Here is a 23,833-nt window from a genome sequence, read left to right as displayed (position 1 = left end):
TACCGTAACGCGCTGCGTTACGGTATTTTTTTGTGCTAAATACGCTTTATTGCACTTTTCTTCTGCTATTTTTCACACTCAGCCCACGGATTATCGTACAATTGCTGATTATTTTTTTATGGGAATGAAGGGGAATAACGGGTGGATAAACGTTTTCTTCAATCAAATAAAGAAGCACGCTGGTCATTTTATTTGACTATCGCCTATCTAGTCGGCTGGGTTATTAGTGCTTACCTGCCGGACAATACACTTGGAGTTACAGGGCTACCACTGTGGTTTGAATGGTCTTGTCTCATCTTACCCATCATTTTTATTTTGCTCTGCATTATGATGGTTAAACTGATTTTTAAAGACATCTCTCTGGAGGAGAATGATGCAGATTGAAGTTCTCCTGCCTCTCGTCGGCTACCTAGCTCTCGTCTTTTTGCTATCCATTTATGCATATAAAAAACGAACAAAAGGCGAGTTTTTAAATGAATACTTTTTAGGTAATCGTTCAATGGGCGGCTTTGTCCTTGCGATGACCATCACAGCAACTTATATCAGTGCGAGTTCATTTATTGGTGGGCCGGGAGCTGCCTATAAATATGGCCTAGGTTGGGTGCTATTGGCGATGATCCAACTGCCTGCTATTTGGCTTTCTCTCGGCGTACTCGGTAAAAAATTTGCTATTTTGGCACGTCGCTATAATGCTGTTACGCTCAACGATATGCTGTATGCACGCTACCAAAGCCGGTTTTTAGTGTGGTTTGCCAGTGTTAGCCTGCTCATTGCCTTTTTTGGTGCCATGACAGTACAGTTTATTGGTGGGGCACGCTTATTAGAAACGGCAGCAGGTATTCCATATACTTACGGGTTAATGATTTTTGGGGTATCCATCGCACTCTACACCGCAATTGGCGGTTTTAGGGCCAGTGTCCTGAATGATGCGCTGCAAGGGCTAGTGATGCTATTAGGCACGGTGATCCTACTCGTTGCGATTATTTACCATGCCGGTGGTCTACCCGCTGCAATAGAAAAAATGCATAGCATAGATCCGAAATTGGTATCGCCTGAAGGTGCAGATGACATTTTAAGCGGGCCATTTTTAGCTTCATTTTGGGTTTTGGTCTGTTTTGGGGTGATAGGCTTACCTCACACCGCAGTTCGTTGTATTTCATATAAAGACAGTAAAGCGGTTCACCGCGGCATTATTTTGGGAACTATCGTCATGGCAGTGCTGATGTTTGGTATGCACTTCGCGGGCGCTCTCGGTCGTGCAATTTTACCTGACCTCACGATCCCAGACCAAGTGATCCCGACCTTGATGGTACAAGTTCTGCCACCTTTCGCTGCGGGGATCTTCTTAGCGGCACCAATGGCTGCAATTATGTCGACGATCAACGCACAACTGCTGCAATCCTCAGCTACCATCGTAAAAGATATCTATCTGAACACAGTGCCAACACAAATCAAAAATGAAAAGCGTCTTGCGCGGATCTCTAGCCTTTCCACTTTGGTCTTAGGTGCGTTGCTTTTAGTTGCAGCATGGAACCCGCCTCAGATGATTATCTGGCTGAATTTACTGGCTTTTGGTGGTTTAGAAGCCGTTTTCTTGTGGCCATTAGTCCTCGGACTCTACTGGGAAAAAGCCAATGGGACAGGTGCAATCAGTGGTATGGTCGTCGGTGGCGTCAGTTATGCCATATTGGCAAGTTTTAAAATTGAAATCATGGGCTTTCACGCTATCGTCCCATCACTGATTTTTAGTCTTATTGCCTTTTTTGTCGGTAATCTTTTTGGCAAAAATCCAGTACAATCACCAGCAAACGAACAGGTAACTAGCACTCACTGATTCCTATCTACTGATAGGTGAATTTGGCGTTACCTAATGTAAATTAACAAATGTAATGCTCTCAATATTGGCGTGAAACATTTTAGTGCTCTAAATAATTCACGTCATAGCTAGGCGGCAAACGAGCTAATCCCTAGGAGCATACACAAGTATGTGACTAGGGTTAGCGAGCGCAGCCAACAACGCAATGGCGTGAAGAATGAAGAGCAACGCTAGAGCGTGAAGAATGACGAGCATTCTAGAAGAGAAAAAACAATGCCTTGGATACAAATAAGACTAAACTCAACCGCAAAAGATGCTGAAAACCTTGGCGATGCGTTAATCGAAACAGGGGCGGTATCCGTCACTTTTCAAGACAGCCATGACACCCCTGTGTTTGAGCCACTTCCAGGGGAAACGCGTCTTTGGGGCGATACCGATGTTATCGGGCTCTACGATGCAGAAACCGACATGAAACTTGTCGTCGCTCAACTAGAAAATAGTCCTCTACTGGGTGCGGGTTTTCTCCATAAAATCGAACAATTAGAAGACAAAGATTGGGAAAGAGAATGGATGGATAATTTTCATCCAATGCGCTTTGGGGATCGTTTGTGGATCTGCCCAAGCTGGCGTGATGTACCCGATCCAACTGCGGTTAATGTGATGTTAGATCCTGGGCTCGCTTTTGGTACTGGCACGCATCCAACCACCTCATTGTGTCTTCAATGGTTAGACGGCCTTGATCTCGAAGGTAAAACCGTGATCGACTTTGGTTGTGGATCTGGAATTTTAGCGATCGCTGCATTAAAATTAGGTGCCGCTCATGCGATTGGGATCGACATCGACCCTCAAGCTATCACCGCAAGCCGCGATAACGCGCAACGTAATGGCGTTTCAGAGCGTTTATCCCTATATCTACCTAAAGACCAGCCTAATGACTTACAAGCCGATGTCGTGGTTGCTAACATCCTTGCTGGCCCATTACGCGAACTCGCCCCTATGATTAGTGTGCTACCACGTCCGGGTGGGTTATTGGGTCTTTCTGGTGTACTCGCCAGCCAAGCGGAAAGTGTTGCGGATGCATACCGTTCAACTTTTGAAATTGATCCTGTCGCTGAAAAAGAAGAATGGTGCCGGATTACAGGTGTCAAGCATTTTTAGTGATTTTTTTTATTAAAATCAGAGAATAATTTCTTTGAAAACAACGCCAGAATAGATTATCTTATAGCTCAAATATTGCTCAATAGCTGGCGATAATCTGTTCTGCACGAGATTTGAACAGCACAACAGTTATTTTAATAAATCGTTATGGAACCAACTTAACTATTTGTTAAGTATAACTAATTTTATAATTGCAAAGATGCAAGATAAAAAAATTAGTGATAAATAACCGTTTGCTCAAAGTTTGTCCTTTCATATCTCGTAAAAAATGCGTAATATACGCGCCCTTGCAGTCACAGTATGGCCCCCATTTAGTTATGCGAATCGGACAATATCAGTTGAGAAACTGTCTTATTGCTGCCCCCATGGCAGGCATTACAGATAAACCGTTTAGGTCACTCTGTTATGACATGGGTGCTGGGATGACAGTATCAGAGATGCTTTCTTCTAATCCTCAAGTTTGGAAGACCGACAAATCTAGACTCAGAATGGTTCATCGCGATGAACTTGGGGTTCGTTCAGTGCAAATAGCTGGCAATGATCCCGATGAAATGGCTGCCGCGGCTCAAATCAACGTTGAGAGTGGCGCTCAAATCATCGATATCAACATGGGCTGTCCAGCTAAAAAAGTGAATCGTAAGCTTGCAGGCTCGGCACTGCTACGCTACCCAGAAATCGTGAAATCGATTCTTGAAGGTGTCGTCAAAGCAGTGGATGTGCCAGTTACCCTTAAGATCCGCACAGGCTGGTCACCTGAAGAGCGAAACTGCATAGAGATTGCCAAATTGGCCGAAGATTGCGGCATTCAAGCTCTCACTATTCATGGCAGAACTAGAGCCTGTCTGTTTAATGGGGAAGCTGAATATGACAATATTCGGGCAGTTAAGCAGACTGTTACCATTCCGGTTATTGCCAATGGCGACATTACTGACCCGCTAAAAGCCAGAGCTGTTTTAGACTACACAGGGGCGGATGCCTTGATGGTAGGCCGAGCAGCTCAGGGAAGACCCTGGATCTTCCGGGAAATCCAGCATTATCTGGACACAGGTGAAATATTGCCACCGATGCCTATGGCAGAGGTACAACGTATTATGCTAGCGCATGTACAGGAATTGCACGACTTTTATGGTCAAGGCAAAGGAGCCCGTATTGCGCGCAAACATGTTTCTTGGTACTTGAAAGAACATGCACCTGATGACCAGTTTCGGCGCTCATTCAACACCATTGAGGATGCCAGCGAACAGCTGGAGGTGTTGGAAGCATTTTTTGAAAATTTTTGCGTAAATAAAGATAAGAGCTGACAGAACTATGTTCGAACAACGCGTAAATTCTGACGTACTAACCGTTGCTACTGTAAATTCACAAGATCAAGTAACTCAAAAACCGTTACGTGACTCAGTTAAGCAAGCACTGAAGAACTATTTTGCTCAATTAAATAATCAAGATGTTAATGATTTATATGAGCTGGTATTGGCTGAAGTAGAACAGCCTTTGTTGGACATGGTTATGCAATATACCCGTGGAAACCAGACCCGTGCAGCCCTGATGATGGGTATCAACCGCGGCACTCTGCGTAAGAAACTGAAAAAATACGGCATGAACTAATCCTAGTCGGTTAATGCCGTATTTTTGTGAGCCCTCACTGTCATGCAGTGAGGGCTTTTTATTATCAAGCCGCAGATAGATTAAACTTCTGAACCGCTTGTTGTAGGTCTTGAGTTTGCTGTGCTAATGAGTTGGCTGCTGTAGCCACTTGCTCAACTAAAGAGGCATTTTGCTGCGTAACACCGTCCATCTGTGTAATAGCGACTCCAACTTGGGCGATTCCTTTGCTCTGCTCTTCTGAAGCTACAGTGATTTGCGCCATAATTGCTGTCACCTCATTGATTCCTTGTAAAATATGCTCCATCGTTTTGCCCATCTCGTTCACCAAACCAGTTCCTTTTTGTACACAAGTTCCTGAGTCTGCAATTAACCGTTCAATTTCCATCGCGGCTTCTGCACTATGGCTCGCTAACTTACGTACCTCTGCAGCGACCACCATGAAACCGCGCCCATGCACACCTGCACGAGCCGCTTCGATAGAAGCATTGAGCGCTAAGATATTAGTTTGGAAACTGATATCGTTAATCATGTTGATGATATCTGCGATTTTTTGTGAACTTTGGGAGATTTCACTCATAGTAACGACAACTGAATCAACAATGCTATTCCCTTTATTAGCGACCACAAACGCTTCACCGACTAGTTGATTAGCTTGGAGTGTGTTTTCCATATTCAATTGAACTGCTGCTGTAATTTCCTCCATGCTCGCTGCCGTCTCTTCTAACGCAGCGGCCTGCTCTTCTGTTCGAGATGAAAGGTTGCTATTACCGTTTGAGATTTCATTTGCCCCCAAATAAATATTGTCACTTCCTTGCCGGATTGTATTGACCGATTCACTTAAATCTTTTCTCATCCCTTCAAGTATTGGAAATAATTTTCCTACACAGCTATTTCCGAATGACTGTACAGGATGGCTTAAATCACCTTTTGCGATATCAATAAAATGCTGTCTCAGTAAACCTAGTGGTTTTTGCATCATCTCTGCCATATAGCGATCAGTAAAAATGAGCATGAAGATCCCTAATATTGCAGTGATTATCATAACCATTCGCGTAATATTCATCACGTTATCAACATGATTTCGAGCTTGGCTAATCAACTCTTCTGCTGTCTGGTTGAATTTTTGAATTGAAGAGCCAAAAGCTCGGCTCAATGCGGGAGTGACATTATGGGCGTGGGATAAATATTTATTAGCATCACTTTCCATACTAAGGGCTAATTGAGGCTTTACCCCATCATCAAGTAGTGCTTGCCAACTGCTAATTACCTGCTCTGCAATTTCAGGAGTCATTGGCCCAGGAGAAATCAATTTTATCTGCTCTAAATATTTTTCCATATTGGACATCGCCTCTTTGACAGGGCCATAGTCCACTGTTTTTCCTTCACTTTTACTTTCCATTACCCGGGTTAACCGTGTAACAAAACGAAAATATTGGTCATTTCCCTGACTGATCACCGTCATTTGTTGTACTAATTGCCTATCAATATCGTTTCCATCAGCAATGCGTGATAGTGACCAACCACTGTATACATTCGTTCCCCCCAAGATCAGACACAAAATACTTAACAATACGAAGACCACAGTGCGAATTGAGTAATTTCGAAGTTTCTGCATAGAATTTCTCTTTTGGTGGGATAATCTGACAATATTTAACTTTATCGGCGCTATAGGAAAATATTTTAACCGCTAGATTTGGTCGCTCTTTACTCTATATAGGTAAAAATACTTATATTTCAAGGGGGTTACTATTTGATTTTGGGAATCAGAGAAAATTAAAAATTTGAGATTAATGTGAGTAATTTGAAGTAGATCGCTAAATACAAGAATCCAACCTGAGTAAATGAACCATCCCGATCACTATTTTCATATCTATCCTGACGTAAAAGCGACCATCCACTCAGTAACATATACCCCCTAAGTCAACAATTTATTTTCACTTAAATCAAATAATTAGGCATAGAATAAATTGGTTTAAATTAATTGATCTTGAAATCAATAACAATATAATAAGATTGATTATCATTTGCATTATCATTAAAAAGGCAAACCGACTCCAATGAAAAATATTTCCTCCGTTGGAAACAATATGGTTAAATTTAAGCCAGATTTTATTTGTTTCATTATTTTATCAACACTTTCTTTTACCACTCATGCAGCCAATAAAGAGCTTAAATCGTCGCAGCCTCAAGATGCTACCGATGCAATTGAGCTTCAAGATAGTTATGCACGACCTGACTACGTTGAAATAGAACGTTTACGAGATACCAAGCAAATTATTGTTATTTCAAAAGAAGATATTCAAGGTAAAGGCAATCGCACAATCTCTGATGTGCTTAAATCCGTTCCTGGTATTAGTGTCGATACCTCTGGGCAAGGTAATATAGACTTGCGGGGACAAGGGGCTGAAACCTCACAACGTAACCTACAAGTATTACTTGATGGGGCTCCAATTACCACATTAGCAAATCACCCTTACACCACTAACTACGATATTATTCCCGTTGAACAACTTGAGCGTATTGAAATCATTCCTGGCGGTGGAAGCGTTATTTACGGCTCAGGGACTGCAGGTGGAGTCATTAATATCACTTCTAACCTGAGAAGTATGGCTAATCCCAAAACAAGTGTTTTATCTGAATGGAACTCAGAAGGATACCGTTTAAATGCTAATTTAGGGGCGCGGGTTAATGATAAATTTTCAATTTTAGGCACTGCCAGTAAACTAAATCGTGACCTTTACTATAAAGATACCTACCGTAATTCAGAATATTATTCATTAGGTGGAAGATGGGATCTCACTTCAGATCAAAGCCTGATGTTGCGAGGAAGCCATCTCACTGAAAGTTCTCAGTACGTAAAAACGCTCACATCACGTAATATCAAAAAGTATGGTAAAGACTACGTTCCACCAGACAAAACCGTCACTGTTGGGATTGATGAAAATGGTAAGTTAATTAAAAAAACAATCAGCGGTTATTTGACCGGTGACCGCGAGGTCGATAGCTATAATTTAAGTTACCAAAATGCATTTACGGATAAACTCAATTTTGCTACTGATGTTTTCTACACTGATGGTTTTTATACTAATAATGCCAACTGGGAACAAAAAGTTAATCAAAAAAGCCACGGAACAAAAATCAAACTAGATATCGGCTACCTTGATGATAGTAACCTACTTTTGGGCGTAGATTACGCTAAACAAAAGGCTTCTATTCATTATATTGGAAGCTATAAAAAAGACAGCAAAGGACGATATTATGGGGTTCCTCATAATTTCGATTATGATAAAACAACAAAAGCAATTTATGTCCTTAACAGCCTGAAATCAGACCAATTTGTTTTTACTCAAGGGCTAAGACGTGAATTGGCTGAATGGTCATTTGATAAAAGCGGTACGGTAAATGGATCAGGTACTTCAGACCGTTGGAATACCGCTGCAGAACTCTCTCTTGCTTACCTTTATCGCGATACAGGCCGAGTTTATGGGCGATATGAACGAGGCTACACCCTTCCTGATGGCTTGCAAATCAGTGACCAATCGGTCGTTAATGGTGAAAAAATTTACACACCGACTAAGGCCGAAGATGAGAAATATGACTTATTTGAGGTTGGTTTAAGAGACAAATTAGCGTTTAGTACTGTTAATGTCACGTTCTGGACATCCAATACGAATAATCAGTTAAATCGCATTTATCTCACTAGTGTCAATGATGCGAAGACAATGAATTTGTTGAAAACTCGCCGCTGGGGAGCCGATGTTGACTTCCAGCAAACTCTCGGTGATTTCACCTTCCAAGAATCATATTCATGGCTCAGAGGACGTTCTGATTATAACAACCATGGCCGTCAATTCTTGGAAGAAAACGGCAAAAACACCATTGATTACACGAAAAGTGGTTTAACTAAAGTGCCAGAGCACTCCGTTAAACTAAAAGTAAAATACGACTTTACTGAGGATTTATCAGGAGATATTCAGTACACCTATTATGGTTCGTACAATAACTTCCTTTCTGATGCCAATAAAGAAGAAGATGGCGTTGTTAAATCACGTGAGCTCATTGACCTGAGTGTTCGTTACACACCGATTGAACACATTGAATTATATGGTGGAGTCACTAACTTAATGAATAAAACCTACTACGACTATGTTACTGCAGGCTACGGCTCATTGATTCCTGGAAATGAGCGCTCATTTTTTGCAGGTATCAAAGCCACCTATTGATTTAAACAGGAAATGTTTCAGTGACTATAAACCCGTTTTTTCGCTATAAACTTGCTTTAGTACTGTCACTCGTTATCCATATCATTGCCATTATGTTTATCGCCCTACAAACAGGTAGGGCAGTACCTATGGTCGAAGGTGAGGAAACGATAACGCTATCTCTAGAAGGGCCAATGGGCTCCTCTGGGGGCTCAGGAGAGCAGAGTAGTAAGAGACAAGCGCAATTACAAGAAGTTATATCAGAATCCCCTTCGAAGGCTGAAGCTGCTTCGCAACTGAAGCCGCTTAGCAAGTCTCAACCTAATGAAAGTAAAATACCCTCAAAAACCCAACTTAAAAATTCATTAACTCCTGTCAATGTTCCCGTTGATAATACAGTTGAATCACCTTTGCTCACACAGAAAACTAAAGTAAATACAAAACCGGAGATCAGTCAGCCCGTACAAGGAAAAAAACAAGAAAAACAAAGTAAATTACTGAACAATGACACTCGAAATAACACAGAAAATCAGCTTATTGCCAATAAAATAAGCCATAAAACACAGCAAGACTCACTAGAAACAGCTAAAGAAACACCCTCCAATTCAGCGGCTAAAAATCATTCTGCCACCACCTCATCAACTTCAGAAAGTAGTCAAGGTGGTAAAGCGAATAATATATTATCGGGTAATAACCAATTCGCTGCTAATGGTGATGGAAGTTATACCGCACTCGGTTCGAGTGGTATTTCCTATACAATTTTACAGGATGCGACCCCTAAGTATCCAAAAGAGGCTCGCTCCTTAGGCTATACAAAAGTGGTTAAAGTACAAATTCGGTTATTAGTTGGATTAGATGGCCAAGTTGAATCCGTTGAAATACTAAACAACAAGATCCCTGATTTAGGTTTTAAAGAAGAAGCGGTGAAAGCGATTAAAAAAATGGCCTTTAAACCCATTATTTATCAAGGACAAAATATTAAAATGTACTTTAAAAAAACGGTCATATTTCAATACTAGTTTACAGTCAGCCATATTGTTGGATAGAAAAAGGTACAGCGAACCCTCACTGTACCTTTGCAGTTATTTTACAGCTTGTATTTTGAAAAATTAACGGTATATCGGTAACAAATTAAACTGCGCTAACAATTGGCAAATAATACCAAAGACACCAAAAGCGATTACGGCATAGATTAACCCCTTTCCGCCCCACACTTTAAATTTAGATTCAGGAAAACGCTCTCTTACCTTTAATGCCATAACTGCAGGGCAAATAATAGCCCAGATACATGCCGCCATACCTGCATAAGCTATTGCGATTAAAAAACCATTTGGGAATAACATGCAAAGAATAAGAGGAGGCAAGAAACATAATAATGCAGATTTCATTCTACCTGATGGATTATCTTTAAAATTCAGCGAAGCAAGAATGTAATCAAATAACCCAATTGCGACACCTAAGAATGAACAGAATACAGCACTAATAGAGAACCACAGTAAGAATGTCGCAATATTTTTGCTATTCAGCACTGCATATAGTGATTCAATAAATGCGTCTAAATTACCGCCTTTATTAATAATTGTCAAAAATTCTGCCCGCGGTAGATTTCCCATTGTCCCCATGATCCAAAGAAAATAGAGAACCAATGCTAATACACAACCGATAACACAACTCTTAACAACCTTTCTTTCATTCTCATGATAAAGCTTATATAGACTACAAACATTCCCATGATAACCAAAAGAAGTAATTGCATAGGGGATAATAATAAAGACAAAAGGTAGCAATGCTGTTTGTCCGCCCTCAACCGGTGAAGTTAATAACAAATCTGTTTTTACAATAAAAAATAACCCAGAGAAAGCCAAAATAAATAAAACTATTTTAATAAATAAAAACAATGATGTTAAACGGCTTGCTCCAACGCCACTCCACCAAATACTCGCACCTAATATTAATGTAAAGATAATAAATATTAATCTTAAATTGATGTTGTATCCGTAAATAGCGGCGGCTTCTTTAATAACCGAGCCTGCGGCTGATATGTAGGCATAAATTAATATATAAAGTACAAATATTAATGCCATATTAGCTATATAGCATGCCCATTTTGGTAATAATTCTTTAGATATGAAAAAGTAATTCGTTCCTGATCCATATTTTGATATACATTCTAAAATATAAATCCCTGAGTGAAACATAAAAAAGCAAACAACTAACAAGATAGCTACAGAGTTAATAAACCAAGCTCCAGCCATAATAGTGGGCAAACTAAACATACCCGCCCCGATCATGGCACCGCCTAGCACAAAACCCCCTACCATTATGGAGGGTTCTTTTTTGGCTGCCGAATTATTCATGGTGTTTACCTTAAGAATAAGGATGAGGTTCCCGCATTGCACGGGAACCAGAAAAGCGACCTATTATTTAATTGGTTTTAATCTTGCTGTAAAGTGTCTTAATACTGGTGGTTCATATTCGAAATCAAGACCTTTCAGAGTTGCGAATTTATCTTTTAACCCAATGAGAGCATCTGCAATATAATCCATATGGTCATTGGTATATACGCGTCTCGCAATAGTTAATCGCATAAATTCCATGTCTGCATGTTTTTGTTTTCCCGTTTCAGGATCACGCCCTAATAAGAATGAACCAATTTCAACCGCACGAACACCCGATTCTAAATAAAGTGCGTTAATAACAGCTTGCGCTGGGAATTGGTCACCTGGAATATGTGGAACCAGTTTTTTACAGTCGACAAATACTGCGTGCCCGCCTGTAGGATATTGAATTGAAATACCACCTTCGCGTAAGCGGTCACCTAAGTATTTAACTTGCCCTATACGATAATGCAGATATTCTTCACCAGCCCCTTCTTCAAGACCCTGTACCATTGCCGCCATATCACGACCCGCTAATCCACCATAGGTCACGAAACCTTCCATTGGAACACAGCGTTGTCTTGCCAGTGTGAAGATCTTTTCATCATTTTTAATACAGACCAACCCACCAATATTTAATAGTGGATCTTTTTTCGCTGACATCGTTAATGCATCAGCATACTTATACATATCAAGAATAATTTCTTTAATTGTCGAATTTTTATATTTAGGATCACGCTCTTTAATAAAATACGCATTTTCACAAAAACGAGCCGAGTCCATGACAACAAAAATATTATGTTGTTTAGCAATCTCATAAACTTCTTTCAAATTCGCCATTGATACTGGCTGACCGCCTGCACTATTACAAGTTACAGTAGATACAATTGCAACAACGTTTTCTGCACCATGCTCCGCAATATTATCTTTTAATTTTTGGATATCAAAATTACCTTTCCAATCATCATAAGTATCCGAGTCATAGGCTTTTTCGGTAACAATATTAATTGCCTTACAACCGTTTAATTCAACGTGTGCTGCTGTTGTATCAAAGTGGAAATTAGAAATAAATACCGGTTTTTTAGCACCGCCTTGTTCCTGTTTTACTTTCAATAAAACAGGGAATAACATATTTTCAGCACCGCGACCTTGGTGAGCAGGAATGACGTAATCATAGTCAAACATCTCTTTCACTTTATCTTTTAAATCATAATAGTTACGAGATCCTGCGTACGCTTCATCACCAGTAATCATTGCTGCCCACTGGTGGTCACTCATCGCATTGGTACCTGAGTCAGTTAATAAATCAATATAAACCGCGCTGCTTGGTAGTAAAAATGGGTTATATCCTGCTTCTTTTAACGCCGCTTCACGTTCTTCTCTTGATGGAATACGGATATTTTCTACCATTTTAATACGGAATGGTTCTACGATTCTTTTAGCCATGATAATACCTTTAATTTTTCATTAAATAATAAATAATAGAGATTTAACCCATAGTGAAATAAGTTAAAAAAACTTTAAGAAAGGAAAATAGAAAGGTTATTTATTTGGGAAAAAGAAGGCTAAAGAGATATCAATATTGAACCATTTCTTCATATAGAAGAAATACCTTGAAATGAGAGATTCGTTTAACAAGAACATACTATGACTCCTATCAACGAGGAATTAGTACAACCGACTGCTATTATATATATAACAGTTGTATTACCAAAGTAATCGCTATTGTCATAATATTGTACCTCTATCACATTATTAGCAAGAGAGGCAGAAACAACTTGACTCAAGTCACAGTCTTAATTTATTTATTAAATAAGAGTTTAATTTTATTAAATTTAGTTTAACTACATTAGTAAAAGTACATATACTTAATATAACAACATAATTAAATACATTAATTTAACTTAAATAAAGATAACTTAAATAAAGATAACTTAAATAAAATGGGTAAAATAGTTTTATTTTACCCATTATTAAAATAATTAATAATTACTGAGCATCTTTACCGTATTTAGGTGACCTAGGCCCATATAAGATACCATTAGGTTTACCTGCAGATAATAACCTGACACTTGTTATACCTGCAATTGCATAGCTTTTATCTGTCATTGTATCTACGATTTGGTTAACAACAGCAGATACTAACACCCCAATAATACCATTTGACGAGGAATTATTTTCAGCACTCGATGCAGTTGCAGAGCCACTCCATAATAACGCCCCTGTCCTAGCATCAACCAATTTTGCATCCGCTGTAACGCGAGTATCACTGGAAATAACCTGATAACTTGTTCCGTATTCAGTAATATTCAAATAAAGTACCGCATCATTACCAAAAATTTCATGTAATTTTGCTGGAGGAACAGCCTGAATATCACCCGCATTTGTCATCCCGTTTTGCTTAAAAGTTTCCTCAACAACAGCAACAGGGAACACATAATAACCCGCCTCAGCTAAAGGAAAGGTCGCTTGTGATAATAAACCATGACTTGCCTGTACCTCTGGTGAACTATTTTGTGGTAATAGCACCAGAATACTTTTTGGTTTACTTTGATTAAATGCCGTGTAATCAACTTTAGTTGGCTGAGCACATCCCGTTAATAACCATGTCATCACCAATCCGCAGACTATAAGTAAATGTTTCATTTTACTTTTCCTTTATTTTTCATGAGAAAATCCATGTAAGCCGCAGATTCTGGATACAATGCTTTTTCTGCAGTGAATTCTTGCATTGCAAGATCAACCGCTCCGGTTGTTGAGTACAATAACCCTAAATGTGCATGTAACCCTGGCGGAGTTGCCAAACCTTTTGCTTTGCTCATTTCCAAATTCTTTTTCAAAGCTTGAATTTGCTCTTGGGGGCTAGTTTCTGTTTGTTGATAATATTGGTAAACCGTTGTTTGATAACCATCCCAGTTATATAATGGTTTTGGTTCATTGGCACAGCCATTTAATAAAATCGCACCGGCCATAACAGCCAATAATTTAATTTTCATCGTATTTCCTTATTTAGCTGGCTGCCATGCACCACTTTCAATACCCGAAACTAAGTTATTTACAGCTTCCCTAATGGCTAAATCTAATACTTTTCCATTCAATGTTGAGTCATAACTAGCGGTGCCACCAAAACCAATCACTTCCCTATTTGATAATTCATATTCACCAGCACCTTGTGAAGAAAATACCACTTCAGATGTTTGAACATTAACAACGTTTAAATTAACTTTGGCATACGCTACTTGTGATTTACCACGACCTAAAATACCGAATAACTGGCGATCCCCTACTTCTTTTCGCCCAAATTCAGTAACATCACCAGTAATCACATAAGTTGCACCTTTTAACTGTTGAGACTGACCTTTAATACCAGCTTCTTCTTTAAGCTCTTGCATATTTGCACGGTCTAATACATTAAAACGACCTGTTTGCTGTAAATGTGTCATCAAAATGGTTTTAGATTGATTACCTAAACGATCAACACCATCAGAGAAAATACCATTCATATAACTAGAACGATTATCGAATTTCCCTATTGATATTGGGCTTTTTGGACCTGAATATTGAGTATTATATGTCGCAACTTTTTCTACAGCTAAAGAGCGAGAAGATTCTTTAGCACAACCACTTAATAATGCACTTGCAATAAAAATAGATGCAATACTGATTTTGGATATATTCATTTAGCTATCTCAATTAAAATAAAATTAGAATTAGAATTAGAATTAATTTTTGCACTGTTATTTTGCATTAAATGAAGAATAGGATCTAGTCAATACTACCTATTTTTTACCTTATGTTTAGCTTGATTTTTAATTACGATAATATTCATAAAGTCACTAAGGTTTACTAAAATAAAATCAACCGTTTGATTAAATATGGATAAATTTAGAAAAACAATTTAATTAGTAATCTTTAGTGATAACATCTAATAGCACCACCTATAGTTAATAACATTATTAACTATATTCCTTTTATTTTTTCTGATTGAAGATAATATTTCCATATAATCAATTAGAATTGATTAATTTTTATCTGTTTTTCAATCTACCATTGAAAGGCCCTCTTACTCATCTTAACGCGAAGATTTACCGCAAACTATTCCCATCTCCGCATTAAATTAACCTTTTAAGTAACCAATATAAAAAAGGATAAAGTTTCCCCTATCCTTCTTGAATAAGAACACGCTAAATCACAATCGCATATCAATGCAAAGATTGATAAGAAACTTGTGCGCCTTTAGTCAGTTTACCTTCATTCGAATAAGTGCTTTCTATTTCAATCAAAGATTGGTTCGCCATATTGTATATTTTGTTATACAAAGGAAATTCAGGGCGATAACGGATCTCTTTGGTTGCAATATCCATCATTAAGTATTGTTGTGAACCTCTAACTGAATTCGAAACAATTACCCCCTGATTACCAACTTTTAAGCTGTTCAAATGGTTATAACCGCTTTCTGCAATAACCTCAAAATCACCATTAGTCTGGAATTGCATCAAAGAAAATAAACGGCGTGAAGGCTCCTGAGCAACCACAAAAATATCGCCATGACGATTTTGTGCTGATTCATTGATTCTGACAGGTAACCATTTACTACTTATAACCTGTTTAGTGGGGATATCCATGATAACTTCTAGTGATCCCATTTGATTACCGTAGCTGTACCACATTACGATTTTATCTCGGTAAGTTGCGTAGGAGAAATTTGAATTACCAGAAATTTCCTCAGGAAATAATGATTTAGCTAAATCACGAACATTCATAAAATGTTCCCATACCATTCCTTTATCTGTGCTAATAAAGATATTTTCATTATCCGCAACCACATAAAAAGGAGAACCTTTAGATTGATAAATTTTACCCATAATTAATGTCGAAAATAGAGTACTGGGCTTATCTCCCCAAGGAATTAATTCACTTACCGAAAAGTTGGTTAAATTAATAGTACGGTAGCCATCCCTTAGCATGATTAAGCACTCATTTCTTTCACAAACAGCATTATAGAAGCTTTGGTCACCATACGTAATAAAATGGACACCTTGATTATCTGCAAACAATATCTGGTAATCATATTCACTCAACGTTTCATAAGGACTATAAGAATAATAATAGCTAGAACGGCTGCTTTTTTGAGCTATTATTAGCATCCCCTTTTCAGATGGAAATGTCGTTGCGAAATCATAGCTACCTATTGCTACACTATTTTCATTATGGTTTTGCCATTGCCAATCTTCCGTACCACCACGAATAAAAACAAAAAGAGTGAACAATAAACTGAGTGCAAAAATAAACGTTAAAATAAGGAATCGTTTACTGAGAAATGGGTTCATGAACGCACCTCCGTCACATAATCTGTTTTACCGTGCTGCCGACGAAGTTGTTTTAAAAAATATTGAGATTGATAATAGGCATTACCGCGTTTTGACACTTTAAAATAAATCGCCACACATAAAGCAATAAGGAAGCTTATTCCGAGTAAAATAGTTCCTGAGAAACTGATAAACATGACACCAGTATCAATAATATTCATCCAGTCCCAATAATCCCAATAGCCGCCTTTTTCAAAGGTTTCGCTAATAGATACGCTACCAACGGCTAGAATGAAAAGCGCTAGAATACAGAATATAAAGCCCCACAAACCAATATAGAACCCTCTTTCTTGTGGAGCGCCTTTACCTATCAGGCTATATGCTAGTCCGTCTTGATGATTTAGGATGCCAAAAACGACTTGTTCCTTTGAATCTTCCTGAATATTTTTATGTAAAACCTCAAGTTCATCCGCCTGTGCAATAAATAATTTATGATTATTAAAAAGGGGCTCATTTGCTGAGACTAAAACTCCCATGTGTTTTTTATTAATCTGTAAATTAACTTTATTGAGTGTTTGGAGAGTATCTCCTGCAGCGATCGTAAGGTTGTAATTTGCAGTGATATTTACCTTACCTTTTGTCACGGATAGTGATGTTTTATCAACATTAATTTCAGCAGCTTTATGTAATTTTACAGGCTTAGATTTAGGATTCTTGATACCGTCGATTTCAATATATGAACTTTCTTCAAACAGTTTATATTTCCCAGCAATAACTGAATCTAGCGCTTTCAAAATTAATTTTCGTTTTGGGCTTAAAATATGCTTTGTTTGTACGAGTGCTAAGCCAAAAAGAATGATCCCAGTGAAAGCAGCACAACCCAAAATGGCCACTAATATTATCATCAAGAAACTGTCGTCTGCCTCAGTAAAACAGTAATACACCGCAGGTATCAGTGCCATTAAGACTAACGAAATTAAGTATTGTTTTCCTAGTGAACGATTAAAGCTAACGGTTCTATCGGGCTCAAGCCGGCCATGCTCAGCATGGTAAACCCATTCAACCCAATAGCTTCCATCATTCATCTCTTCTGCACAAATAACCAAAGAGTCACCTTGCTGTATGCGCTCTAAAAAAATTTGGCTATTTGAAAAATCATCCTGATTAAAGAAAAATACTTTTTTAGAGGCAATCAATCTTACCATCCCCATTGGGCTGACATTTTGATAATCACATTGAGTAAGACTGACATGGAAATATTGAACTCGCATGAGTAAATGCCTATTTCGCTAAGTAAATTTAACATTATGATAATAAATAAAGGTATATAGCCCTAGTAAAACTTACCTTATAATAAAATAATTCAGACAATGACGAGCACTCTAAACTGTTATTTAACTCAGGTTAATTATTAGAAATAGGTGTCTCCTACTAGCAAAGCCAGTAATTACTGATAAACTTGCATTCAATACAAAGTTTGTGAGTGAAATGTGGCAATAAAGCAATTTTACCACTCCTTCCTTTAACAATAATTTTGAATAACAACGATGACATCACAACCTGCATATAAGCAAATCCAGTCTTACATTTTACGCAGTATTGATTTAGGTATTTTTATGCCTGAAACTCAAATACCGACAGAATTAGAGCTATGCGCTCAATTTAATGTAAGCCGTATGACGGTGAATAAAGCCATTTCAGAGTTAAGCCAAAAAGGGATCCTAAATCGTATTGCAGGAAAAGGCACATTTGTTGCCACCCAAAAACATGAGCTCCCAGTTACAAAAGCATTTGATATTTTTGATGAGATCTCAACGAGCGGTAACAAATATAGCGGTCACCAATTACAACTTAAAATTATTTCCGCGTCAGCAGAAATCGCACTACAGCTCGGAATTAGCGAAGGAAGTGATGTGGGATACTGTAAAGTTCTTCATTTTGAAAACGATATCCCTTTAATGTTAGAAGAACGCTATGTTAACCACGCCATTGTGCCTGACTTTGTTAAGCAAAAATATGGCGATACAGAAACGCCTAGCGGTTACTTGCAACGCCATTTTCCTGTCAGTGAAATGGAACATACCATTGAAGCCGCATTAGCCACAAAGTCCATTGCTCAATCATTATCAATTAAAGAAAACTCACCTTGTTTACAACTTAGTCGGCGCACTTGGACAGGTAAGACCCTAATTAGCTATGTTAAAATGATCACCGCGGGTTCGCGCTACAAATTAAAATTACATTCGCGAATTGAGAATTAATGCAGAAATAAAAAAATGGGGCAAAATTGCCCCAAAGCGACTGATAAAACAAAAAATATCAAGCACATCTACATCACAATAAATTCGTTTTACATTCCTTGATAAATAGGCCCTTCCCCTCCTTGGGGAGCAGTCCAGGTGATATTTTGTAACGGATCTTTAATGTCACAAGCCTTACAATGCAGGCAGTTTTGTGCATTAATTTGCAGTTTTTCTTCACTTTTATCCCCTATAATTTCATAGACTCCAGCGGGGCAATAACGTGTCTCAGGCGCAGCATATTTCATTAAATTAACTTGGATAGGAACATTAGTATCAGCCAGTTTTAAATGGCAGGGTTGTTCCTCTTCATGGTTCGTATTCGATAAAAAAACGGAAGAAGGTTTATCAAAAATTAATTTACCATCGGGTTTTAGGTAGTCTATCGGTGTAAAACCTTTCGCTTCTTTTATTCCTTCGTGGTCCGATTGTTTTAATTTCAACGTCCACGGGCTGTGCCCTTTTAATAACAGTTGTTCTGCACCAAATAGCATTGAACCAACGACTAAACCTTTTTTCATATAAGGCTTAAAATTCCGTGTTTGGTAAAGCTCTTGATATAACCAGCTCTCTTCAAATAGCTGTCGAAATTGCTGTTTAAACTGTAAATAGTCAACCATTCCATTCTGGATAGCGCTAAACCACGCTTCTGCCGCTAGTGCGCCACTTTTAACGGCACAATGTGTGCCTTTGATACGAGCCGCGTTTAAAAAACCAGCATCATCGCCAATTAGCACCCCACCAGGAAAGCTTAATTCGGGTAACGCGGCTAACCCACCTGCCACCATCGTTCTAGCACCATAGCTGATACGCTCTCCACCCGATAAAAAATCACTAAAAGCAGGATGGGTTTTTAAGCGTTGAAACTCATCAAATGGTGATAAATAAGGGTTTTCATAATTTAGCCCGACGACCAAACCCACTGCGACTAAGTTATCTCCATAGTGATAAGCAAAGCCACCGCCATAGGTGTGGTTATCTAGTGGCCAACCAACAGAATGGACAACTAACCCTGCTTGATGTTGCTCTTTTGGAATTTGCCAGATTTCCTTAATTCCCAAACCATAGGTTTGTTTGCCACTCTCTGCAGATAAATTAAAATGGTTTATTAATTGTTTACCGAGTTGACCTCGGCACCCTTCCGCAAAAAAGGTCATTTTCGCAAGCAAATTCATACCTGGTTGATACATCGGTGTTGGGTTACCTGATTTATCAAGTCCCATATCTCCAGTGGTGACACCTATTACTTGGTTTGTCTCATCAAATAGCACTTCAACCGCAGCAAAACCAGCAAAAACATCAACTCCTAATCTTTCAGCCTCAACGGCAAGCGCAGCACTGACCTGCCCTAAGCTACCAATGAAATTACCATCATTTTTCAAACACTTTGGTAATAAAGATAGGGGTAAATGACTTGCTTTTTTCTCTTTCAACCATAAAAAACGGTCATGATTTACAGGTGTTAAGGGGCCTGAAACTTTTTGCTGCCAGTCTGGCAGCAATTCATCAAGAGCCCGTGGATCAATCACCGCACCAGATAAAACATGAGCACCTATCTGTGCGCCTTTATCAATTAAACAAACCGATATGTCTGTTCCTTTCTCTGCGGCAAGCTGTTTTAATCGTATTGCTGCAGATAACCCCGCAGGCCCACCACCGACAATCAGGACATCGAACTCCATCGATTCCCGCTCGGGGGCCTCGTTTATCTTATCAATATTGTCGATAGCCATTCATCCACCTCTTACGCTAATGCTTTGTCAAATTCCGGTAAGATCTCAAATAGATCGCCAACAATGCCATAATCTGCAACTTGGAAAATCGGCGCTTCAGGGTCACTATTAATCGCAACGATTACTTTACTTTCTTTCATGCCTGCAACGTGTTGAATTGCTCCTGAAATTCCTACTGCGATATATAAATCTGGTGCAACAATTTTCCCTGTTTGCCCGACTTGATAGTCATTCGGAACAAAGCCTGCATCGACCGCGGCACGTGAAGCACCAACCGCAGCGCCCAATTTGTCAGCGATTGTTTCCAATAGCGCAAAATTTTCACCAGAGCTCAAACCTCTCCCACCTGAAATAACCACTTTTGCAGAGCTCAATTCCGCACGGCTAACTTGGGTTAGAGATTGGCTTTTTAGCTGACTACGCAAGGGAATATCGGCAAGGGAAACGGTTTCAATTTCAGCATCACTTTGTGCTTCATATCCCCCCGAAAATGCCGAACTACGCACCGTAATAACCACTTGTTGGCCATTATTCTGCACTGTTGCTAACGCATTTCCTGCATAAATAGGCCTAATGAAGGTTTGAGAATCAATAACTTGAGTAATGTCTGAAATTTGTGCAATCCCTAACGTTGCAGCAACCCGTGGGGCTATATTCTTCCCAAATGTCGTCGCAGGAAACAGTAAATGGGTATACTCCTTTGCGATATTAACCACAGCGTGAGCCATCGGTTCTGCGAGTTGGTTTTTCAAGTTATCTGATTGTATTTCTAGAACTTTACTCACGCCCTGTATACACGCAGCTAGCTGAGCGACCAATTTCGTCTCATCTCCTGCAACTAATAAGTGCAAATGATCACCCGCGGCAAGAAGTTGTTTTGCAGCGTTAATGCTATGATAAGTAGAGATTTTAATTGTTTGGTTATCATGTTCGACCACCACTAATACAGATATTTGGCTCATGGATATTTTCCTCGATTAAATCACTTCTTTCGCTTGCAATGCACTGACTAGCTCTATCGCGCTGCTTAACAATGTACATTGCCCTGCCCGTTTTTTAGGCTCTGAGACACTAAGCATTTTAATTTGCCCTAATAGAGTAAAATTCATATCAGCAATATCGATAATATCTAACGTTTTTTTCTTAGCTTTCATGATATTAGGCAAAGTTGCATAACGAGGTTCATTGAGCCTTAAGTCCGTTGTGATAACCGCGGGTAATGGCATCTCTAACGTTTCTAACCCGCCATCAATTTCCCTTGTAACTTGCAGTAATTGGCCTTCAAACTGAATTTGTGAGGCAAATGTCGCCTGCGGATAATCCAATAATGCGCTAAGCATTTGGCCTATTTGATTACAATCATCATCAATAGCTTGTTTGCCTAATAAAATAAGATCTGGCTGTTCCTTTTCCACAATTCGTTGAAGTAAACGCGCAATATCCAGTGGTTCTAAGGTCAACTCTCCAGATCTCTGGACTAAAATGCCACGGTCAGCACCAATCGCCATCGCACTGCGTAATGTTTCTTGATAGCCAATATCACCAACGGAAACAGCAATAACTTCTGTCGCTTTTCCCGCCTCTTTTAAACGTACAGCTTCTTCGACAGCGATTTCATCGAAGGGGTTGATGGCCATTTTGACATTCGCCAATTCAACGCCTGAGCCATCGGCTTTTACTCTTATTTTGACGTTATGGTCTATTACTCGCTTCACTGCGACTAAAATTTTCATAGCAACTCCTATCCCAATTCTTCAACGATTGTTGGGTATGATGATGTTCTAAAATCGTTTTTTAGGTTGAGAGAAACCGTAACAGTGATATTCACACTGCTACTGGCTATCTCAATTTTTACTATTTTTAATGCTCGTTTTTGATGAAATGGTTATTTAGTTGTGGGTAATATCAATCGGTCTGCCACTGACATAGGCCATTTTTTAATCGCAACATAGTAAATAACACTGGTTGCCACCAAGCCCACAATCCATGAGATATCAACACCACCGAGTTTTTCGACTAAAGGCCCGGTATAAAACCCTGTTGAAATAAAGGGTAACTGTATTAACACACCCGCAATGTAAGTGAATATCCCAACTTTATTCCAACGCCCATAGCGGCCATTTGGGTTTGCGAGTTCAGGCACATCGTAGCGGCCTTTAGTGACCCAATAGTAATCAACAAGATTGATTGCACTCCAAGGAGTAAAGAATGCGAGTAAAAACAATAAGAAAGCAGAGAATAACTTTAAGAATGAATGTTGCCCAGCTAACCCTAAAGCTGTCGAGAAGCTCACCATCAGAATGATGAAAAACAACCTTTGCCCACGAGATATTTGGCTTTTCCCACGGAAGCCACACCAAATTGCTGCCATAGACATAAAACTGCCATAAGCATTCAGCGCGGTTATCGTCACTTTCCCATAGAAAATACTGATATATAACAGAGCCGCTATCAAACCTGTGCTACCTAAGCCCACGATATACGATACTTCGTTACCCGCAAATTTATTCCCTGCAAGCGCTGCGGCAAAAACCCCTAAAATCATCGATGCTTGCGTACCAATAACTGTACCTGAACCCACGGCCAAAAAGGCTTTGATTGTTGGAGTTTTAGTCGGTAAATAACGTGAATAGTCAGCAACATAAGGCCCAAATGCAATTTGCCAAGAAGCAGACAATGACATCGCTAATAAAAAGTTAGTCCAGCTAAAATGGCGGTTTTCCAGTAGTACCGAAACATCATTCATATAAAATAGACGGAAAAATAGATAGAAGAACGTAATTACACCAATAACGCTCGCCACTTTTCCTAAAATATGGATGATGCGATAACCACAAATTGTGATGCCAATAATCACCACACCAAAAATGATAATTCCAACCCAATCCGTCACATGTAATAACTGACCCACCGCTTGCCCTGCCAGCACAGTACCACTGGCAGAAAACCCGACATACATCATGCAAACTAATAAAATAGGGATGACGGCACCGTATACACCAAACTGTACACGGCTCGAAATCATTTGTGGTAACCCCAATTTTGGTCCTTGCACCGCATGCAAGGCCATCACCGCACCACCTAACAACTGGCCAATAAATAAGCCAATTAATGACCAGAATACATCCCCACCTAGTACGACTGCCAAGGCTCCGGTTACAATTGCGGTTATTTGCAAATTAGAACCAAACCAAAGTGTGAATTGGCTTGATAAGGTGCCGTGGCGCTCGGACTCTGGAATGTAATCGATGGAACGCGCTTCGATTAAAGGTACATTCTCCTGCCGATTTTTTTGCCCTGTAGCGATGTCGTTTGAAACTGTCATGGTAACT

20 protein-coding genes are annotated in these 23,833 nt (G+C 39.2%); 8 read left to right on the top strand and 12 right to left on the bottom strand.

All coding sequences use genetic code 11. The features are described from left to right. Positions 1-141 precede the first annotated feature (141 nt). The 5 genes from PSF28_RS07075 to fis all read left to right on the top strand — a co-directional run bounded on the left by PSF28_RS07075 (position 142) and on the right by fis (position 4,579). Positions 142-384, top strand: coding sequence for a DUF997 family protein (locus PSF28_RS07075; RefSeq protein ID WP_004908202.1), 243 nt, complete (start codon positions 142-144; stop codon positions 382-384). Beyond that, positions 374-1,834: a sodium/pantothenate symporter gene (gene panF, locus PSF28_RS07070; protein WP_210835959.1), complete on the top strand. Its 1,461-nt coding sequence runs from the start codon at positions 374-376 to the stop codon at positions 1,832-1,834. Before PSF28_RS07075 ends, panF begins: the two co-directional genes overlap by 11 nt. 255 nt (positions 1,835-2,089) lie before the next feature. Then, on the top strand, positions 2,090-2,974 hold the full coding sequence (gene prmA / locus PSF28_RS07065) for a 50S ribosomal protein L11 methyltransferase (protein ID WP_210835928.1): 885 nt from the start codon (positions 2,090-2,092) through the stop codon (positions 2,972-2,974). Positions 2,975-3,291: 317 nt separating this feature from the next. Then, positions 3,292-4,275, top strand: coding sequence for a tRNA dihydrouridine synthase DusB (gene dusB, locus PSF28_RS07060; protein ID WP_004908195.1), 984 nt, complete (start codon positions 3,292-3,294; stop codon positions 4,273-4,275). 7 nt (positions 4,276-4,282) lie between these two features. Then, positions 4,283-4,579, top strand: coding sequence for a DNA-binding transcriptional regulator Fis (gene fis / locus PSF28_RS07055; RefSeq protein ID WP_004258438.1), 297 nt, complete (start codon positions 4,283-4,285; stop codon positions 4,577-4,579). A 64-nt stretch (positions 4,580-4,643) separates the two neighbouring features. On the opposite strand, the gene PSF28_RS07050 is transcribed toward fis, so the two are convergent. Continuing rightward, positions 4,644-6,194 carry a methyl-accepting chemotaxis protein gene (locus tag PSF28_RS07050; RefSeq protein ID WP_210835927.1) on the bottom strand — a complete coding sequence of 517 codons (1,551 nt, stop codon included), beginning with the start codon at positions 6,192-6,194 and terminating at the stop codon, positions 4,644-4,646. A gap of 472 nt (positions 6,195-6,666) precedes the next feature. Here PSF28_RS07050 and PSF28_RS07045 point away from each other — a divergent pair, with 472 nt between their 5' ends. Together PSF28_RS07045 and PSF28_RS07040 are read left to right on the top strand one after the other, a co-directional pair. Next, on the top strand, positions 6,667-8,802 hold the full coding sequence (locus PSF28_RS07045; RefSeq protein WP_247605255.1) for a TonB-dependent receptor: 2,136 nt from the start codon (positions 6,667-6,669) through the stop codon (positions 8,800-8,802). Positions 8,803-8,822: 20 nt separating this feature from the next. Then, entirely contained in the window at positions 8,823-9,800 is a 978-nt protein-coding gene (locus tag PSF28_RS07040; protein ID WP_272684824.1) for an energy transducer TonB, read from the top strand. A gap of 90 nt (positions 9,801-9,890) precedes the next feature. Here the strand turns inward: PSF28_RS07040 and PSF28_RS07035 are convergent, their stop codons facing one another. From PSF28_RS07035 to PSF28_RS07005, 7 genes are all read right to left on the bottom strand, one after another. Next, positions 9,891-11,138 (bottom strand): aromatic amino acid transporter, encoded by a 1,248-nt coding sequence (locus tag PSF28_RS07035; protein ID WP_210835922.1) that lies wholly within the window; start codon positions 11,136-11,138, stop codon positions 9,891-9,893. A 63-nt stretch (positions 11,139-11,201) separates the two neighbouring features. After that, positions 11,202-12,605: a tryptophanase gene (locus tag PSF28_RS07030; protein ID WP_004908186.1), complete on the bottom strand. Its 1,404-nt coding sequence runs from the start codon at positions 12,603-12,605 to the stop codon at positions 11,202-11,204. A 543-nt stretch (positions 12,606-13,148) separates the two neighbouring features. Continuing rightward, a complete protein-coding gene (locus PSF28_RS07025; RefSeq protein ID WP_272684823.1) occupies positions 13,149-13,805 on the bottom strand; it encodes a DUF799 domain-containing protein in 657 nt (218 codons plus the stop codon). Next, complete coding sequence (locus PSF28_RS07020) at positions 13,802-14,155, bottom strand: DUF4810 domain-containing protein (RefSeq protein WP_004908184.1); 354 nt, start codon at positions 14,153-14,155, stop codon at positions 13,802-13,804. Before PSF28_RS07020 ends, PSF28_RS07025 begins: the two co-directional genes overlap by 4 nt. Positions 14,156-14,164: 9 nt before the next feature. Then, positions 14,165-14,839: a CsgG/HfaB family protein gene (locus tag PSF28_RS07015; RefSeq protein ID WP_272664358.1), complete on the bottom strand. Its 675-nt coding sequence runs from the start codon at positions 14,837-14,839 to the stop codon at positions 14,165-14,167. A gap of 522 nt (positions 14,840-15,361) precedes the next feature. Then, entirely contained in the window at positions 15,362-16,489 is a 1,128-nt protein-coding gene (locus PSF28_RS07010) for a hypothetical protein (protein WP_210839707.1), read from the bottom strand. Then, positions 16,486-17,739 (bottom strand): hypothetical protein, encoded by a 1,254-nt coding sequence (locus tag PSF28_RS07005; RefSeq protein WP_272684822.1) that lies wholly within the window; start codon positions 17,737-17,739, stop codon positions 16,486-16,488. The genes PSF28_RS07010 and PSF28_RS07005 overlap by 4 nt, the downstream gene beginning before the upstream one ends. 276 nt (positions 17,740-18,015) lie before the next feature. On the opposite strand from PSF28_RS07005, the gene PSF28_RS07000 reads away from it, so the two are divergent. Further along, positions 18,016-18,729 carry a UTRA domain-containing protein gene (locus PSF28_RS07000; protein WP_210839708.1) on the top strand — a complete coding sequence of 238 codons (714 nt, stop codon included), beginning with the start codon at positions 18,016-18,018 and terminating at the stop codon, positions 18,727-18,729. 89 nt (positions 18,730-18,818) lie between these two features. Here PSF28_RS07000 and PSF28_RS06995 read toward each other — a convergent pair whose 3' ends face one another. The 4 genes from PSF28_RS06995 to PSF28_RS06980 form a co-directional block, all read right to left on the bottom strand. Further along, entirely contained in the window at positions 18,819-20,501 is a 1,683-nt protein-coding gene (locus tag PSF28_RS06995; protein WP_272684821.1) for an electron transfer flavoprotein-ubiquinone oxidoreductase, read from the bottom strand. 11 nt (positions 20,502-20,512) lie between these two features. Beyond that, a complete protein-coding gene (locus tag PSF28_RS06990) occupies positions 20,513-21,463 on the bottom strand; it encodes an electron transfer flavoprotein subunit alpha/FixB family protein (protein ID WP_210839724.1) in 951 nt (316 codons plus the stop codon). Between the two features lie 15 nt (positions 21,464-21,478). Next, entirely contained in the window at positions 21,479-22,234 is a 756-nt protein-coding gene (locus PSF28_RS06985; RefSeq protein ID WP_210839726.1) for an electron transfer flavoprotein subunit beta/FixA family protein, read from the bottom strand. Between the two features lie 152 nt (positions 22,235-22,386). Then, the gene (locus tag PSF28_RS06980) at positions 22,387-23,826 is read right to left on the bottom strand and encodes a purine-cytosine permease family protein (protein ID WP_210839728.1); all 1,440 of its coding nucleotides are present in this window, start codon (positions 23,824-23,826) and stop codon (positions 22,387-22,389) included. Between the last annotated feature and the right edge of the window lie 7 nt (positions 23,827-23,833).

It is taken from the genome of Providencia sp. PROV130 (assembly GCF_028482225.1).
In the GTDB taxonomy this organism is placed as follows: domain Bacteria; phylum Pseudomonadota; class Gammaproteobacteria; order Enterobacterales; family Enterobacteriaceae; genus Providencia; species Providencia rettgeri.
The sequence above is the reverse complement of the archived record's forward strand: the minus strand, read 5'-3'. Positions and strand labels throughout refer to the sequence as shown.